Below are 15,845 nucleotides of genomic sequence, written 5' to 3' on the forward strand. Positions count from 1 at the left end.
TTATTAAGATACGTTTCGCTCTCGTTCGACAGATTCCTTCACGAACAGACTCGTATAGACTAATCCAAATCCCGTCAAGAGGATCAATCCGAGGTATACACTCATCATCGACGGGATCAAGAATGTCCCGACTAGAATCGTCGACCGAGAGAGTAAGTCTGCTCCAGCGAATGACGTTCCGGCGAACGCTGAGTACGCTCCGCGTTGATCGGCTGGCATCATATTTGCTTTTTGTGTGTTCAAGACCGGGGAGTAGAGCAACTCGCCAATCGTTGCGATGAAGATGAAGACCATCAGTGCCGTCATGCTATTGGCACTCGTCACGACAACGTAACCGATCGTGTACAGCATTAGACCTGCAGCGAGCGTCCGGCGCGGAGAAAGACGCTTCGCAAGCCGCTGGACGACGAACGTCAACGTGACGACGAGCAACGTATTTTCGATGTTGATGATACTCATCATCCGAACACCGTTGATCGACCACCCGGCAAACGATAGCGGTTCAAACGAATCAGCGAGGCGGACGGCGACGTAACTCCCCATCGAAAACTCAGCCGCTAAGATACACATCGAACCAAAGACGACCTTAACGAACGGACGGTCCCGCCAAGCGAGTTGATAGCTTGTAAAGATATCCGTGATGACACCACGTAGTTTCTGACGTTGCCACGTTCGCGGTGTGTCGTCGAGAAACAGGTAGTACGCGATCGGTAAAACGGACGACGTAAAGCTCAAGATCCAAAACAACAGCAATTGATTGCTGACGTAGAGCCAGCCCCCGAGCGCTGTTCCGATGGCGATCGAGAGATTGACCAACCAGTAGTCGAGCGCATAGACCGCTTGGCGGTTCTCCTTCGTCGTCGCATCGATGATGATCGCCCCCATTGCCGGACGACCAAGATTACTCGTCACCGAGAAGACGGCGTAAATGACCATGAACAACAGCATCCAGTCGAGCGTCAACGAGATCGCCATCGTGATAAACGTCAACGCCGTGAGCGCAGATGTCGTGACGAGTAGGCGTTTACGAGAGAAGCGGTCGGCGAGATATCCGCCGAGTAGATTGGTGATGAAGCTGACGAAGACCATCGCGATCAAAAACGCACCGGCGATGACTTCGTTGAATGCCTTGACGAACAAGAGAGCCATGAACGGCATGATCGAAAACGAGACAGCGCGGTTGAAAAACGATGTGATGAGACGTACTTTAATTGGTTTCGGTATTTCTTTCCATTTCATATTGTCACCTTCCATTCTCTACCTGTATCATAAACAAGACAATACATAAGAAAAATGGACGTCATATAAAAAAGATGTCCCCTTTTAAGGAGGAGAAGTACGATGGATGCTTATCTTTTTATGTTATGGAAGACTTGCCGAAATGGACATTATCCGATCACGACACTCGCGGAAGCGATCCATTTAAGTCCTAAACAAACGAAACGATATCTCAATAAATGGCAGGAAGACGGCTGGATGAATTACACGAGTGGTCGCGGACGGGGCAACTTAAGTGAACTCGTCTGGTTACGCCACGTCGAACGGGAGTATGCGAAACGAATGCTCGAGCGGATCGACCGTGATTCGATCGAATCAGTGACGGAAGAACTGTCGTGGGACTGGTCACCGGCACAAGCAGGACGCTTCATGCGCCAACTCGAGCGAAAGTTCGGCTATACGCAAACGACATCGGACGCATTGCTGATTCCTCGGAAACGCAACTTCTTGACGACACACCCGTTAGAAGCAGCTGACATTCATAGTGCTCACCTCGTCCAAAACGTCTTCAACCGTTTGTTTACAATTGACGTCGACGGCAACATCCAAGGCGAACTGGCACATCACTATGCCTGGAATGGTCCGATGCTCAGTCTCTTCTTACGTAAGGACGTCCGCTTTCATGATGGTTCGCTCCTGACGAGTAAGGAAGTGACGAAGAGTCTGCGTGCCTTGATCGCCTATCCGGCTTACGCTTATTCCTATCGGCACGTAAAACAGATCGTCTCGAACGGTCCATACCGGGTCGATCTCACACTCGATCAGCGCAGGAGTTCGATTTTGCCGCAGCTCGCCTCGATACATACGAGCATCATCAAAGATGGCATTGGAACTGGACCATTTCAACTCACGCAACATGACGATAAGAAAACCGTTCTGACGGCATTTCCGAATTACTTTGGCATCCGCGCCCTGCTCGACCGAATTGAGTTCATCCAGATGCCGGAGCAATATGACCCGGTCTACCGGACATCAGCATCTGACTCCAGTCCGATTGATACGATCGCGACGCAGTCCGGATTTGGTCTCGTCTTTCTCCATCCACGCGCCGGTGGTCCGTTTGAATCAAAAGCAGCGCGACATTATATTCACCGGCTCATCACGGAAGTCCGTGATGGCATTCATGACTTCCATGAACGGACACAACCGAACGACTCTGGTTTTCTTGAGACCTATAGTCCATCGTATACCGTCCCGGACGGTCCTGCTGTTTTGTTCACGCAACCGATCCGGATCAAGTTGACTGATTTTACGGACAAAATAACACGTTGGCTCTGTCAGCGATTTGATCAGGACGGGATTCCGTATGAGTTCGTCGAAGTCGGATTCGAAGAGAGTATTACGGATTTTCATGTCTACGATACGATCGATCTCGCCATTCATGCCGAAGTGTTCGAGCGGAATGTCCAGTACGCCTTCTATCAGTTCATGACGAATACTTTTTCACCACCGATCCGGCTATTTCAGCAGATGCCCGAGATGCTGACATGGATTGAACAATACGATACAACACCGTTCGAAGACTGGCTTCCGATTCATCAAGCAATCGAACGCTACTTGATTAACGAATCGTATTTCATCCCGTTCTATCACGATACACGACTAATTCCGTATCCGATCGAGCTGCAAAATATCACGATTGATTCATTCGGTTATTTTGATTTCTCAAAGCTCTGGATATCCAATCAATCGTGACGAATCCTTGTCGATATTTTGACTTGCTTGTGACAAAACGCACGAAGTTCTTTAATCTAGTATTTTAAATGTTGTATTAATGACGAGGCTACGAAATACTAAGACTGTGTTCATTACTTAGTGAAAAGGAAGTGGTCTTATGTTATCAACCTCTACCATTCAAATCGTACAATCAACCGTCCCGGTCCTTGCATCGCATGGCGCCGCAATTACGAAAGTCTTTTATCAACGTTTATTTCAAGCTCATCCAGAACTCAAACATGTCTTCAATCAATCGAATCAACGGAGTGACCGACAATCGCAAGCACTCGCTACAGCCGTTTATGCCGCTGCTGCTCACATCGATCGACTCGAGACACTAAAACCGGTCTTATTACCAGTGCTGCATAAACACCGGAGTCTTCAAATCAAGCCGGAGATGTATCCACTCGTCGGTCAAGAATTACTCGGAGCGATGCAAGACGTCTTAGGGGAAGCCGCAACGCCTGCAATCCTGCAAGCGTGGGGTGAAGCGTACGGGGAGATTGCCGATTTGTTCATCACACTCGAAGCCGAACTATACACGCAGGACGAACAGGCGAAAGACTTTTCCGGTTATCAGTCCGTTAAGATTTCGGATATCCAGGAACAAGCAGACGGCATCCGCTCGCTGACTTTCAAAACGGACGGTCCTCTCCCTGATTATCGAGCAGGGCAATACATCACGATACGGATTCAAGATAGCGACGGCTTATGGCACAATCGTCAATACAGTCTGACGGCGGCATCAAACACGACGACTTATACGATTGGTGTCAAACGAGAAGGCATTGTCTCGAACTACTTACATGCAGCTCGAATCGGTGATACGGTGTTAATCAGTGCGCCAGCAGGTGCCTTCACGCTTGATGCATCAGGTGAACCCGTCGTTCTAATTGCTGGTGGAATCGGCATCACACCGATGCTTGCAATGGCAGACGAAGCGTTAGCTGCTGGACGAGACGTGACATTACATCACGCCGTCCAAGATGAACGCAATCGTCCGTTTACAGAACAACTCGCCCTGCTTGAGCAGCGTGGCGCTCGCGTCATTCGTTACGCAGAGCACCAGGCGACGGATCAAGCGGGACGTCTACCGAAAGACGTCATCGCAAGCATCACGGATCCGACATACGTCTGTGGTCCGGAAGCAATGATTCAATACGTCATTAAACACTTCACGGCGTCTTCGGACAAACTGCATTACGAAATCTTTGGACCTGCTCTCGCTTTTGCCGCGGAAACGCCAGTCACGCAGTAAAAAACATCCCGCTCTCTTTGATACAGGTCAAGGAGAGCGGGATGTTTGATTAGAGTGGCAATCGTTCTGACAACGGACGGACCAAAACGACATCTGTCGCCATCCGGTTATCCCGGCGCGGTTCATCGACTGGTTCAATCGTCCAGTTTTTCGCGTGGAGTGTATTTAAGGCACATGCTAAGTCGTACATCGAATAATGATCGTTTCCGTTCAACTGATAGAGCCCCGCTTCGTATTCAAGTAAAATCGTAACGAGCGCTTCTGCTGTATCTTCAGGCAACGAACTCGACGGATACCAGTTTCGACTTGCTTGAATGACGCCGTGTTGCTTCATCTCGTTCGTGAAGAAGTCGACCATGTTGTTCGAACCTGCCTCAGTCCCGATCTGCCAGCCGATTCGGACGATTTTTGCTTGAGGATCAATTGCTTGAATCGCTTGCTCGCAAGCAATCTTATAGGCACCATACTCATCGGTCGCATCCGGTACAGCGTCCTTTTCAATCGGTGCTGGTACGTCGTCCGAAAAAACAGATACTGTACTCGTGAAAAAGAACGGAATCTGATATTCCTGGCACAAACGGACGAGCGCTTCCGTACAACTGACGGACCCCATCCCAATATGTAGAAAATAATCCGGTCGTTCCGTTTCTAAAAACGTCCGCATCTGAGACTCGTCAGTCGTTGAGACTTTCGTCCGATCCCACGCGACTGTCTCGATATCGTGCTTTGCTAAGACGTCCGCAACGACGGGTGCCACCGTTCCGTTCATGCCTGTAATGATTGCTTTCATTGTGATTCATCCCCCTTAGTTTCGATCGAAAAAATCATAAAACCACTTGCTACTTCAGTTTACACGCGAATCGCTGAATTAACGAATCTGAGGTTATTCTTCTACGACCAGTCATGACTCAAATGAAAAAAGCGCCTGCTATCCGATCTAATCTCGGTAAGCAGGCGCACTGTTTAGTTCATGATTACTCCGAAACGCTTTCCGTTGCCATTCGACGCCATAGTACATTCAAAAAGACCGTCATCCCACTGATCGGAATCAAAAACAATAATGCCGTGATCCATAAACTCTCCATCGACTCCACTCCTCATCGTTCATTTCTATCTCTAGTGTACATAAGCGCGAAACCGCTTACCTCCACCTCAAGGCGGATATTTCATCCGACCTTGTCCTGTCGTGCCTCGGTAAAGGAAACGTTACGATGAATGAGTAACCAGATAGCTGTCAACACGAGACCACTTAAGGAAAACAGTAGGAAAACGAACGAGACGCTAAAGAGCGACGTCAAGTACGATGATAATCCGTAACAGAGTGCAGAACACGCCGTTGATGCTGCGACCATCGCCGTTCGAACCCGTCCGAGCAAGTGCGCAGGCGTAGAGCGTTGTAACAATGTCGCAAACGGAATCCCGAACAATGTCAGCGCCATGCCGAGTAAAACGAATCCGCCAATCGCAAGGGGCACGAACGACATATAAGCAACGATTGCAATCGCGAGTCCTTGCAGTACGACTGCGATCCGAAACAGCTTATCCTGTCTGATCGAGACGACCCACTTGCCGTAAAGGAGCGACATCGTGATCCCCCCGATCACCGTCGCTAGCTCAAGTGCGGAAAATGTTTGGGCATTCCCCGATAAGACGTTCTTGGCATATGGCGCAAGTAAGGTATTCATCGGTGTGATCATCCAGTTCGCAAGGATCGCACAACCAAGGATCCATTTTAAGCGACCGTCACGCGCGACGTAATGAATCCCTTCGAGTAACGCTTCGCGGTACGATCCGACACGCGCTCCTTCTGCGACCTGTCCCGTCATGTGTCGGACGAGCAACCAGGCAACGAGATGCAGTCCCAGATCGAGCCACAAGATACTCGCAATCGAGAAGTGGGCAACCATCATCCCACCAAGTAAGAATCCGCTTAACGTCCCGATCCGTTCGATTGTTGCGAGATAGGCATTCGCTTGCGGCAATTGGTCATCTTCGACTAGATCAACGACCCACGTGAAGACAGCATTTCCACCAACGATTTGCAGGATCGTCTGAACGACGAGCAAGCCGAGTAACCACGGTAAGACGACGTCTGTCAGACCGATTCCCACTAACGTAATACCAAGCGCTAGCAAGCGAATGAGTAAGGACGTTTGATACAACGATGCGCTGACGAAACGGTCAATCCACGGTCCAACGAACGTTGAGACGAGAAAACGAATCAAAAACACACCTGTTGCAAGCAAGGCGACAGCGGAAGCACTAATCTGTTCCGCGCTCAACCAGTAAATCGCAATATAAACAAAACTCGTCCCGACAGTCGATAACAAATCGGAGACATACATAAAACGAAATGCACGTGACATGATGCTTTATTCCTTTCCTAAAACGACTTCTTGTTCATCTTACAATTTTTCTCAATTGCTGCCCATTCTTTTTTCGTCATCACATCGTCATCGTCTGTTAAGGCATTCTTACCCATCTGTAACAGAGCCGACATGTTCATTCGCTATACTAAAACGCATAGGGAGGTGAAGATCCATGAAAACGCAAACGCGTTATGACTATGAAACCGAACAGGAACAGGTCGACGTCCCGTCTGAGGCACGTCTAGGCTACTACTTTCTTTTGATCGTCCTGCCGCTTGGTCTCGCGCATCTTGTCCAGTCGCTTGCTCCTTCGCCGGATCAACACCACTCGTCCGTATTGACGGGTTTGACGTTCTTATCCATCGTCTTATTCATGTACTTAGGTAACCGAGCTGCTGGAAATGCCAAAACGACCTTTTTCGGATACTCGATGTTCTTGAGTATCAGTCTGTTCGCGACGCTGTTTCTACCAACGGTGCCGATCATTTGAGCATAAGCAAACGAGCACATGTCTGACTAGGACGTGTGCTCGTTTTTTAATGCGTATGCGATTCGTGTTTGCCGTCACAATACAACGTATTGCCATGTGCGTGTTGATCCGTCTCGACCTGGATCGTTGCGTGGTTAATCCCGACGTGTTTCAAATCGTGATCAATCTGTTCGCGAATCGACTCCGACTCCCGGACGGTCATGTTCTCCTTGACGACGACGTGACACGATAACGCGTTATACCCACTCGTGATCGACCAGATGTGTAGATCATGTAGTCCGAGAACGGCTTCGTTCGTCTGAATCGTCGAAACGACCTCATCAATGTCGACATCACTCGGCGTTCCTTCCATCAAGACATGTACGGACGCCTTCGTCACGTAATAACCGCTCCGTAAGACGAGGATCGCTACGATGATACTCGCAAGTGGATCCGCCCATCCCCACCCGAAGAATAGGATCAGCAAGGCGGCTACAATCGCACCGACCGATCCGAGCATGTCGCTTAAGACGTGCAGATACGCACCGCGCATGTTGAGGTTATGTTCGTGCCCACCGCCGCGTGTCATGATCCAGGCAACTAAAATGTTGACGAGCAACCCGAGGACACTAATGATCAGCATCCCCGTCGTTGCGACAGCGGGTGGATCGATGAAGCGTTGAATGGCTTCAATGAAAATATAGAGAGCGATGACTATCAGCGTCACGCCATTTAGGATTGCGGCTAAGATTTCAAAGCGTTTTGAACCGAACGTCTTGTTCGCATCCGGTGCTTGACTCGAGAACTGGAAGGCTAACAGGGCAATCGCAAGTGAAATCGAATCACTTAACATGTGCCCGGCGTCTGATAATAATGCCAAACTGTTCGTCCAAATTCCGCCGATGACCTCGACGATCATGAACACAGTAATGATCAGGAACGACAAGCCGAGTACCTTTTTATTATTCGTATGATGATGGTGGTGATGATGATCATGTGCCATGACATTGCCTCCTTTTACCTTTCATTCAAACGTCTATTTGAATTATAACGTGCCACTGTTCTTTGGTCAACGGGCTCATCCTTTATATCCCACAAGCGCTACCGTATGAAACGAACGAATGACTGGTCTACGTTTCAAAATGACTGATTAGAATCCCCTTTTGTTTGCAAGCGGGATGAATTCCCGTTCGATCCGCTCATGTAGTTCTTCCCCCACTTCCCTTGCTTTTCCATCACAGTATGTTAAAACGAATCGTCCGCCTGGTCGTAAGGCTCGATACATTTCTTGAAGCGTTCGATCGACGGATTCCCAAAAATAGATCGTACGAATACTATAAATACCTTCGACCGTCTCATGCACTAACTTCAAGTGAATCATATTGGCTCGCTGAATCGTCGCTCGGTTTGCTTGAATGGCTTGTCGATTACGAAGCGTCGCAGAACGAACCATTGTCTTCGAAGAGATCAAGTCCCGTAACATGCGTTGCATCCGTTTGCGAAAGGAGAATGATTGAAAAGTAAATTTCCGATATCCCTTATCACTGAAATCCCACACTATGAAATCAGAGAAACATGTAATACTATACATAGACGTTTTTTATGGAGGGAGTCAGCAAATGAACCGTTTGAAACAGTTACAGATTGTCTTGTTAGTGTTAACAACGATTTGTGCTTTTTTCTTCTGGGCAGGACATGGATTTGAAGTAAGTTCTCATCAGATCAGCGGAAACGGCAATCCAGGAATTTTATTTGCTTACATCATCGTTTTCCTGCTTCCACTTATCGTATTAGGAATCATCGTTCTTTTTTATTTGATTGACGCTCGTCCCTTCTCTTTGATGACTACGATCATTTTAGCCGCTACCTATACTTACATCGGTTATTTTCATCAGCGGGAAAGCTACGTTACATATCAGCATCTCAAAAAACAACACATGATCGATGCCGGATTAGCTTTAGATTACATCGATGATGTTTTAGTCGGATTCTCCATTTATCTAAACTCACAATTTTTTAATCTGAACACATTTCTGATATATATCTGTTTGGTATTAATGACCGCGTCCGCTTTGTATCTTCTTCTTTCTACCATGATTCGTTTGATACAAATAATTCGATTTCGTTAAATGACGCAGACGAGCGACCTTTTTCAAACGACTTTTATATCTATACCATCAAATTGACGGGAAGTGATTGCATGAAAAAAGAAGTACGTCCACTAGTCTATACCCTTGTCGTTCTCGTCATGCTAATTGCCGCCTATCCAACGTATCGATTAGGATCTAAGGTGATTACGGAAATCAAGATTGAACGTTTGTTGGCTGAAACAGGATACGATCAGGATATCTCTAAAAAAGAAACGGTCTATGATTCAAAAACTGGAAGATATGAGATGAAAATCACATACACGAATGAACTGGATCATACATACTACTATGAAATCATTGAGGGGCATGTACTGACGACCGTATATGACCAGCATAATGTTGAAGTGACTGTCCCTGGTCAACATGAATTAAAGTAACTTGTCTTTTCAAATCAAAAACGAGTCCTCTCCACGAATTTCGTGAATGGACTCGTTTTTGGTAACTTAACATTCTTCTTTCATGTTCAATGATTCTGCCGAGCGGATCGTAATCTGTTTTGCAGCATCATCGATGGATATGACACAATCCCACGTCGGCTTTAATTGCAGTGTGCCTTTTTGATCCAACCACAAGACTGCAGTTAGTTCGATGAAGTTTCCCATGACTACCATTTTTCTCGCCTTCTCATCAATGACGGCATATAGTTCATCATCCAAGCTGATTTTCCAGTCAAAGAATTCATTCTCATTCATCCTTTATCTCTCCCAATCCTTCATACACTCTCAAAATCATTCCGCTGTAGTAAACGTAATCTTCCATTTCTTCCGCGCAATCAATACAACGATTAGCGAAATCAACAGAGATATTTTAAGCGTTGTATCATCGATAAGGTGTACTCCGTAATGAAGCGAAAAAAGTACCGTTAGTAGAGCAACGACGCTTCCTAAAAAGATCATGTTTTTCATTCTATCACCTCGTTTCTTCAATGGATTTAACGTGTTGTCAATCCTTTGAAATATACCGTCCTTCTTGTTTGTTCGTAATCTGTACGCCGTCTTTATATCCCGTAACGTCAATATGACTCGATCCCGATTGATAAATCTCATATTCATTATTCGGTTCATCTTCGAACACGACGCGTGCGAAGAATTCACCTGTGCTCGTATCATAGCGAATTTCTTTGTTCTTCACGTGTGTCATATAATTCTGTCGCGTCAGATAGTGATTGATTGACTGAGTGACCTCTTGTTTTTCATCATAGTACAACGACTTATAGGCTGAGGCACCGATGATGCCGACTCCTAGAATCATCAATAACGTAATCGATATAAAGGTTCGCTTCATTTCATCACTCCTGAGTATCGTTTCTGTGTCATTCTTCGTATTAGACATTCTCCTTGTTTTTAAAATGTCGATATGTATAAACTAATAGAAGAACACAAAAAAAGGAAGTCATTTATGATAAAAAAATCCATAAAATACTTTTTATTGTTATTTATGTTGATTGTTCTTACTTTGAACTTCTTAAATGGTCAAGTGATTGATAATGAGCGATTAACATTAGCCGTGAATATTGCAATAGTTCTAATGGCGTTATTCTTTATCAGCTTGAGGTTCTCAAAACGAAAACGTAAATAGAATGCTTTCGCCTCTAAAAAACGTATGTAAAGGTGGTCACATCGTGGAACAATTCATGATTTTCGGCGCTCTGATGAATCTTTTGATTATCGGCGCAGTCGTCTATGTCGTATGGAAGTTAGCAAAGAAACTCTTTAAAAAATAAGTAATTGATGTCTTTTTTGATTCATTTATGAAATTCGTATATATAATGCTTACATAAAGAAGGTCCCTTTCTCATTTGAAAAAGGGATCTTACTTAGTTTTTATCCCGCGTAATTGAACAATGGGCCACGCAATTCAAATTCATACGTTTCGCCGTCAACGATGCCGACGATTGCGTCACTTTCGATTAACTGATGCAGGAAGCCTGCCATTTCAGCCGCCGTATGATATTTCTTAACGTTCTTGCTGTAGTCGAACCCTACTTCGCCACGCGAACGATCGGCGAACTCTGTCTCAGTCGCAGCTGGTGCGAGCACTTTCGCCCGGAGTTTTGCGCCGCCTTTTTGCAGTTCTTGCGCGAGTCCTTCCGTATAGGCACTGACATAGAACTTCGTCGCGCAGTACGTGACGGCATTCGGTACGATCCGGTAGCCGCCAGCTGACGAGATATTGACGAGCGTCGTTCCTTCGACATCATGATGGTCGCGGACGAACAGGCTCGACAAAATCGTCAGCGCCTCGATGTTCAAGCGGAGCATCTTCTCGATTTTTCCGAGATCGATGTCCTGGACGAGATCAAAATCACCAAATCCAGCATTATTGATCCATGTTTCAATTTCAAGTTCTTTTAAGCCTTCATAAAGATCATGAACGTTTTGGTTATCAGAAAGGTCGATCGACTTGAGGATGACATCACTGTCTGGTGAAATCTGTTTGACTTCATCTCGAAGTTTTTCGAGCTCTGACGTCCGGCGCGCGACGAGGACGAGTGACTTTCCTTTTCCTGCGAGTAGTTTTGCCGTCTCATACCCAATTCCTGAACTTGCTCCTGTAATGACCGTGTACTTCATCTAGCATATCCCCTTTTCGATTTGGTATAGTCAGAGTCTAATCCTTAGAGTGAACTCTAAGTCAAGCAGAAAGGTGAGATTCATGTATACGATTTCTGAAATCAGTCGACTGACGATGACGAGTGCCCATACGATTCGCTATTATGAGAAAGAAGGATTACTCTTTCCGAAGCGCCAGAATGGCCAACGACGTTATGACGACCAAGACGTGACGTGGCTTCGATTTGTCCTCCGCTTACGTGAAACGCATATGCCGATCGAGCAAATCCGTACGTATGTGTCACTGTTTCTTGCTCACGGCGAGCAGGATACGACCCGCGAACGCCTTGCGTTGCTTGAAGCACACCATGCAAACGTCTTAGCTCAACTGGCAGCATTACAAGAAACGGAGCGAATGATTGCTGAAAAAGTCGACACCTATCGTCGCCTCCATCCTACGATTCCCGCTCCTGATGTCATTCAATCCTCTGAGAACGCCTCCGTCAATTGACGAAAGGCGCTTTCGCGTTCGTCAGTCGTCAATGCAAGAAAACTATCGCCGATATTGATTTCCGTTGCGCAGCCTTTTTCTTTCTCGACAAGATAGCCGGCGATACCAACTTTTCCGTGCAACTGGATTTCAATCAATTTTTCCTCGACGACTGCTTTATCTGCCTCAAAGTAAAGATGAAACATGTTTGAGACCGGCTCAAGGGGACGAGTCGAGATGCCTGGTATCGCATTCAAGCTGCTCGCTAGTGCTTTTGCGGCTACATAGTACTCCGCCATCCGGTCTTTTCGTTGTTCATAATAATGATCCGCGGATAGAATATACGGATAGAGACTAATCAAATCACCGCCATAGCGACGTTTCCAGATGCGAGCCTCACGACAAAATGCTTCCGGTCCGGCTAAGATTGCTCCTGCGACGCCGCCAAGACCTTTATAAAAAGAGATATAGACACTGTCAAATAACTCTGCGATTTCTTTTGCCGATGCCTCATAGTACGGTAAGATTTCAAGTAGGCGTGCCCCATCCAAGTGCAGACGAATTCCTTGTTCCTGTGCATATGCGCAAATGATTTCAAGTTCCTCACGCGACGGAAGCAGTCCGCCGAGTTCGCGTTGTGGCAGTTCGAGTAACAGGCAGCTGACGTCCGGCAAGGCTTTGACGTCGTCTATCGTCATTAAGTGATCGACTTCTCCGACTAGTACTGGTTTAATCCCGTGTAATTCCTTCAACCCATCCTGCTCATGAATCTCGAGGTGACAAAGGGGATGGTAGGCAACCTTACGATTATTCCGTTCATCAGACCAGATCCGTAACGCAATTTGTTGCGCCATCGTACCGCTCGGAAAAAAGATCGCATCGTCGTGCCCGAGTAAGTCTGCTATCTTACGTTCGAACGTTTTAATCAATTCGCCGTTTCCATACATATCGCTTGGTTGATCGGCAGAAACGCTTTGCAACGCTTCTTGTAATACTCCGATGGTTCGACTTCCGTGTCCATCCAATCGTTTTGTCGTTTTTTGGTAACTCGATCGTAAATCCATACTATTCATTCCTTTCTAAATCAATGACTATTTTTTGAAAAAATCAAAATATTCCATCTCCACTTTTGCTATACTGTGTAGCGAACGTCTGTTAAACGTACTCGTCAAAGGAGGTGTCCCTATCGTGCAAACGCTCCGCACTCGCCTGTTGCTTCTTATTCCAATCGTCTGTCTTCTACTGCTTGCCATCCAACAATTCGTCCCGTCATTCTATACATCACTGCTTGGACGAATCGATCCAGCAACAAATACATACTGCATTGATCGCTGTGGTCCGAAAGCATCGATGTTTAGTGCAGTCGAAAAAGGAACCTCATACGGCGGAGACGGAAGTACTGTCACGATTAGTGAAGCCGATCCACCTACTCCTTGGTTCCGGACCGGTTTTGACTCTTCGGTGAAGACACCTCCTTATCTTCTCATCTTATGTCTCGTTCTCCTGTTTTGTAGCTGGTTTTTATGGCACTATCTCCAGTGGTTGCGTCGTCCGCGACTTGATGCATCGGGTCATGTACTTCCACCACGCTTCCCAATTTTCGTTTATGAAACAAAAGACCTACCTGCTGACTCGATTCGAAAACAACTCGTTCGTTTTAATGAGCAACTTCCGCTTTCGTTACAGCGCAGGACACATGAGACCGTGACGGAATGGTTCGAGCGAATCGCTTTTCCGTCACCTGTTGATCCGCTTTATTTTGAAGTGCGGTACGGAAAGGTACCCGTCATCTCCACTCATCAACTGACCTTCTTCGTCCAAGCTATGGAACAATATTTAAAAAAATGCCATGTCCAGTCTTCGATATCTTGAATTTTTCTCTCCTTCCGCCTTGCTCATTGAAGCTTGGCGTTTTTTTGGCGGAGTTTAAGAGGATTTCTTGAAAATAGATTTTGGATGATTTCAAAATTCGGATTGACTTTTTTTCAAAATCAGACGATTAGTTGCCAGAAAAATGGGTAATATAGACTATAGTAGAGAAAGAGCTGATTTATCAGGAGAGTGAGGTGAGAAAAGTTGATTAGTGCACAAGAAGCCTATTACATTAAGAAGGAATTGAATGAAAAATTCGAGGATCCGCGGATTTCCTGTGATTTTTCAATCTTTTCGCTTGAACCGTTCCAACTTCTCTTGCACGTACAGGAAGATGTTGATGAGCTCAGTACTGAATTACGATATGGCTTAAGCCGTAAGATTCGTTCCCAGCTCACACAACTTAATGCGCGTGTCGGTGGTGAACCTGTCAGGACGGTTTATGTCATATCGGCGCCTCTCATTTCCGATCGATCGTATTGCGTCATCTTACAATGAAATGAAAAATCCCCCGTGTGAGAAGCAAACACTCACGCGGGGGATTTTATCGTATTCACCCTGCCAAGTCCCCAATCTGATTCCGTCCGTTCTCTTTCGCTCGATACAGTGCTTGATCGGCTTGGTCGATGATTTCCTTCTCTGTCGTCTGTTCTTCGGGTACAAGTGACGTCAAGCCAAGACTGACGCTGACCCGGCAAAGGGGTTCGTACTGCTCGTGTGTGATGTTCAAATCAAGAATGTCCTGTCGAATCCGTTCTGCGATATGACGGGTTTCTTCTATGCCACGCGTCAGTAAAACCGTGAACTCCTCTCCTCCGTATCGTGCGACTTGTCCATGCCGAGCCTGCCGTTTTAAGACGCGAGCCACTTCCTTCAAACATTCATCCCCTTTTAAGTGACCATACGTGTCATTGTAGGACTTGAAGGCATCGACATCAATCAGTATTAAGGAGAGCGGTGTCTGCTCTTGTTTGGCTTCTTCGAGAAGCTTCTCCAATCGTTCATCGAACGCTCGCCGATTCGGGATGCCAGTCAATGCATCATGCAAGGAACGATGAATCAAGACTTGTTTGCTACGTTCCATTCGAAACGTCTGGATGAAGGCAATCAAAACAAGAACAGCGATGCTCGCGACGACAACGATAACCCATTTCGCAGCACTCGATGCTTGCTCGGAGCGTTGTGTTGCTTCCGCAATGATTCGGTTGACGTCTGTTCGCAAACGGGCATCAATCGGTCGGAACGTTTCGATGAACTGCATTCCTTGATATCGTCTTGCCTCTGCTGAAGCTCTGTCACCGTCCTTGACGAGTTCAAATTGCGTGTCGTAAAACTGCGTCGCCGTCTCGATACGGGGAATTGCCTCCGTCCGAACGAGTTTTCGCATGATGGGATGGTTCGCATCTAGCCGGTTCAGCCGCGTGATCGTTTGATCCAGCTGATTAATCGTCCGTTCATACTGTGCTAGATCCGTTTTGTTCGGTGAAAGGATGTAACTCCGGACACTGAGTTCTAGATTCAACAACGCTGGAAACAGTTCTGCTGCTTCCGTCGAGATCGGAATAGCTTCTTTTAAGATACGGGCGTTTTCTCGTTCGATTTTTAGGAAAGCTTGATAGCTCCAAACACTTGTAAATAAAAGCGCACAGAGTGCCAAAAACAAATACCGTTGCAACGTTGACCATTTCACA

Annotated in this window: 18 protein-coding genes; 8 read left to right on the top strand and 10 right to left on the bottom strand. The window is 46.5% G+C overall.

Annotation, left to right across the window (positions count from 1 at the left end):
- Window positions 1-3: 3 nt before the first annotated feature.
- Entirely contained in the window at window positions 4-1,239 is a 1,236-nt protein-coding gene (locus B2U10_RS09280) for an MDR family MFS transporter (protein WP_290787007.1), read from the bottom strand.
- 102 nt (window positions 1,240-1,341) lie between these two features.
- On the opposite strand from B2U10_RS09280, the gene B2U10_RS09285 reads away from it, so the two are divergent.
- Window positions 1,342-2,973: an ABC transporter substrate-binding protein gene (locus B2U10_RS09285; protein WP_290787010.1), complete on the top strand. Its 1,632-nt coding sequence runs from the start codon at window positions 1,342-1,344 to the stop codon at window positions 2,971-2,973.
- A 139-nt stretch (window positions 2,974-3,112) separates the two neighbouring features.
- On the top strand, window positions 3,113-4,252 hold the full coding sequence (locus B2U10_RS09290) for a globin domain-containing protein (RefSeq protein ID WP_290787013.1): 1,140 nt from the start codon (window positions 3,113-3,115) through the stop codon (window positions 4,250-4,252).
- A 49-nt stretch (window positions 4,253-4,301) separates the two neighbouring features.
- Here the strand turns inward: B2U10_RS09290 and B2U10_RS09295 are convergent, their stop codons facing one another.
- Window positions 4,302-5,042, bottom strand: a complete 741-nt coding sequence (locus tag B2U10_RS09295) for a sugar nucleotide-binding protein (protein WP_290787016.1) — start codon at window positions 5,040-5,042, stop codon at window positions 4,302-4,304.
- Between the two features lie 376 nt (window positions 5,043-5,418).
- Entirely contained in the window at window positions 5,419-6,618 is a 1,200-nt protein-coding gene (locus tag B2U10_RS09300) for an MFS transporter (RefSeq protein WP_290787019.1), read from the bottom strand.
- A 175-nt stretch (window positions 6,619-6,793) separates the two neighbouring features.
- Between B2U10_RS09300 and B2U10_RS09305 the strand changes: the two genes are divergently transcribed.
- Window positions 6,794-7,111: a hypothetical protein gene (locus tag B2U10_RS09305; protein ID WP_064300912.1), complete on the top strand. Its 318-nt coding sequence runs from the start codon at window positions 6,794-6,796 to the stop codon at window positions 7,109-7,111.
- Window positions 7,112-7,157: 46 nt separating this feature from the next.
- Here the strand turns inward: B2U10_RS09305 and B2U10_RS09310 are convergent, their stop codons facing one another.
- On the bottom strand, window positions 7,158-8,093 hold the full coding sequence (locus B2U10_RS09310) for a cation diffusion facilitator family transporter (protein ID WP_290787024.1): 936 nt from the start codon (window positions 8,091-8,093) through the stop codon (window positions 7,158-7,160).
- A gap of 147 nt (window positions 8,094-8,240) precedes the next feature.
- Complete coding sequence (locus B2U10_RS09315) at window positions 8,241-8,573, bottom strand: methyltransferase domain-containing protein (RefSeq protein ID WP_290787027.1); 333 nt, start codon at window positions 8,571-8,573, stop codon at window positions 8,241-8,243.
- A 136-nt stretch (window positions 8,574-8,709) separates the two neighbouring features.
- Here B2U10_RS09315 and B2U10_RS09320 point away from each other — a divergent pair, with 136 nt between their 5' ends.
- Both B2U10_RS09320 and B2U10_RS09325 read left to right on the top strand, forming a co-directional pair.
- Window positions 8,710-9,219, top strand: coding sequence for a hypothetical protein (locus B2U10_RS09320; protein ID WP_290787030.1), 510 nt, complete (start codon window positions 8,710-8,712; stop codon window positions 9,217-9,219).
- A gap of 71 nt (window positions 9,220-9,290) precedes the next feature.
- Complete coding sequence (locus B2U10_RS09325) at window positions 9,291-9,617, top strand: DUF3139 domain-containing protein (protein WP_214853536.1); 327 nt, start codon at window positions 9,291-9,293, stop codon at window positions 9,615-9,617.
- 66 nt (window positions 9,618-9,683) lie between these two features.
- Here B2U10_RS09325 and B2U10_RS09330 read toward each other — a convergent pair whose 3' ends face one another.
- The 3 genes from B2U10_RS09330 to B2U10_RS09340 form a co-directional block, all read right to left on the bottom strand.
- Window positions 9,684-9,932, bottom strand: coding sequence for a hypothetical protein (locus B2U10_RS09330; protein WP_056061193.1), 249 nt, complete (start codon window positions 9,930-9,932; stop codon window positions 9,684-9,686).
- Window positions 9,933-10,182: 250 nt separating this feature from the next.
- Complete coding sequence (locus B2U10_RS09335; protein WP_035408148.1) at window positions 10,183-10,524, bottom strand: DUF3139 domain-containing protein; 342 nt, start codon at window positions 10,522-10,524, stop codon at window positions 10,183-10,185.
- 539 nt (window positions 10,525-11,063) lie between these two features.
- A complete protein-coding gene (locus tag B2U10_RS09340; RefSeq protein WP_035408149.1) occupies window positions 11,064-11,813 on the bottom strand; it encodes an SDR family NAD(P)-dependent oxidoreductase in 750 nt (249 codons plus the stop codon).
- A gap of 82 nt (window positions 11,814-11,895) precedes the next feature.
- Between B2U10_RS09340 and B2U10_RS09345 the strand changes: the two genes are divergently transcribed.
- Entirely contained in the window at window positions 11,896-12,303 is a 408-nt protein-coding gene (locus tag B2U10_RS09345) for a MerR family transcriptional regulator (RefSeq protein ID WP_214853527.1), read from the top strand.
- On the opposite strand, the gene B2U10_RS09350 is transcribed toward B2U10_RS09345, so the two are convergent.
- Complete coding sequence (locus B2U10_RS09350) at window positions 12,273-13,346, bottom strand: threonine aldolase family protein (RefSeq protein WP_290787034.1); 1,074 nt, start codon at window positions 13,344-13,346, stop codon at window positions 12,273-12,275. The two genes, B2U10_RS09345 and B2U10_RS09350, sit on opposite strands and share 31 nt — an antisense overlap.
- Window positions 13,347-13,470: 124 nt before the next feature.
- Here B2U10_RS09350 and B2U10_RS09355 point away from each other — a divergent pair, with 124 nt between their 5' ends.
- Together B2U10_RS09355 and B2U10_RS09360 are read left to right on the top strand one after the other, a co-directional pair.
- Window positions 13,471-14,154, top strand: coding sequence for a hypothetical protein (locus B2U10_RS09355; RefSeq protein WP_290787037.1), 684 nt, complete (start codon window positions 13,471-13,473; stop codon window positions 14,152-14,154).
- A gap of 204 nt (window positions 14,155-14,358) precedes the next feature.
- A complete protein-coding gene (locus tag B2U10_RS09360) occupies window positions 14,359-14,652 on the top strand; it encodes a hypothetical protein (RefSeq protein ID WP_035408158.1) in 294 nt (97 codons plus the stop codon).
- Between the two features lie 55 nt (window positions 14,653-14,707).
- Here B2U10_RS09360 and B2U10_RS09365 read toward each other — a convergent pair whose 3' ends face one another.
- On the bottom strand, window positions 14,708-15,844 hold the full coding sequence (locus B2U10_RS09365) for a GGDEF domain-containing protein (RefSeq protein WP_290774554.1): 1,137 nt from the start codon (window positions 15,842-15,844) through the stop codon (window positions 14,708-14,710).
- Window position 15,845 lies beyond the last annotated feature (1 nt).

Source organism: Exiguobacterium sp. UBA7533 (assembly GCF_002479335.1).
Taxonomy (GTDB): domain Bacteria; phylum Bacillota; class Bacilli; order Exiguobacteriales; family Exiguobacteriaceae; genus Exiguobacterium_A.

Excerpts from the sequence above, each read along its gene's own strand:
- B2U10_RS09280 (WP_290787007.1), bottom strand. The coding sequence starts at position 1,239 with ATGAAATGGAAAGAAATACCGAAACCAATTAAAGTACGTCTCATCACA.
- B2U10_RS09285 (WP_290787010.1), top strand. The coding sequence starts at position 1,342 with ATGGATGCTTATCTTTTTATGTTATGGAAGACTTGCCGAAATGGACAT.
- B2U10_RS09290 (WP_290787013.1), top strand. The coding sequence starts at position 3,113 with ATGTTATCAACCTCTACCATTCAAATCGTACAATCAACCGTCCCGGTC.
- B2U10_RS09295 (WP_290787016.1), bottom strand. The coding sequence starts at position 5,042 with ATGAAAGCAATCATTACAGGCATGAACGGAACGGTGGCACCCGTCGTT.
- B2U10_RS09300 (WP_290787019.1), bottom strand. The coding sequence starts at position 6,618 with ATGTCACGTGCATTTCGTTTTATGTATGTCTCCGATTTGTTATCGACT.
- B2U10_RS09305 (WP_064300912.1), top strand. The coding sequence starts at position 6,794 with ATGAAAACGCAAACGCGTTATGACTATGAAACCGAACAGGAACAGGTC.
- B2U10_RS09310 (WP_290787024.1), bottom strand. The coding sequence starts at position 8,093 with ATGGCACATGATCATCATCACCACCATCATCATACGAATAATAAAAAG.
- B2U10_RS09315 (WP_290787027.1), bottom strand. The coding sequence starts at position 8,573 with ATGTTACGGGACTTGATCTCTTCGAAGACAATGGTTCGTTCTGCGACG.
- B2U10_RS09320 (WP_290787030.1), top strand. The coding sequence starts at position 8,710 with ATGAACCGTTTGAAACAGTTACAGATTGTCTTGTTAGTGTTAACAACG.
- B2U10_RS09325 (WP_214853536.1), top strand. The coding sequence starts at position 9,291 with ATGAAAAAAGAAGTACGTCCACTAGTCTATACCCTTGTCGTTCTCGTC.
- B2U10_RS09330 (WP_056061193.1), bottom strand. The coding sequence starts at position 9,932 with ATGAATGAGAATGAATTCTTTGACTGGAAAATCAGCTTGGATGATGAA.
- B2U10_RS09335 (WP_035408148.1), bottom strand. The coding sequence starts at position 10,524 with ATGAAGCGAACCTTTATATCGATTACGTTATTGATGATTCTAGGAGTC.
- B2U10_RS09340 (WP_035408149.1), bottom strand. The coding sequence starts at position 11,813 with ATGAAGTACACGGTCATTACAGGAGCAAGTTCAGGAATTGGGTATGAG.
- B2U10_RS09345 (WP_214853527.1), top strand. The coding sequence starts at position 11,896 with ATGTATACGATTTCTGAAATCAGTCGACTGACGATGACGAGTGCCCAT.
- B2U10_RS09350 (WP_290787034.1), bottom strand. The coding sequence starts at position 13,346 with ATGGATTTACGATCGAGTTACCAAAAAACGACAAAACGATTGGATGGA.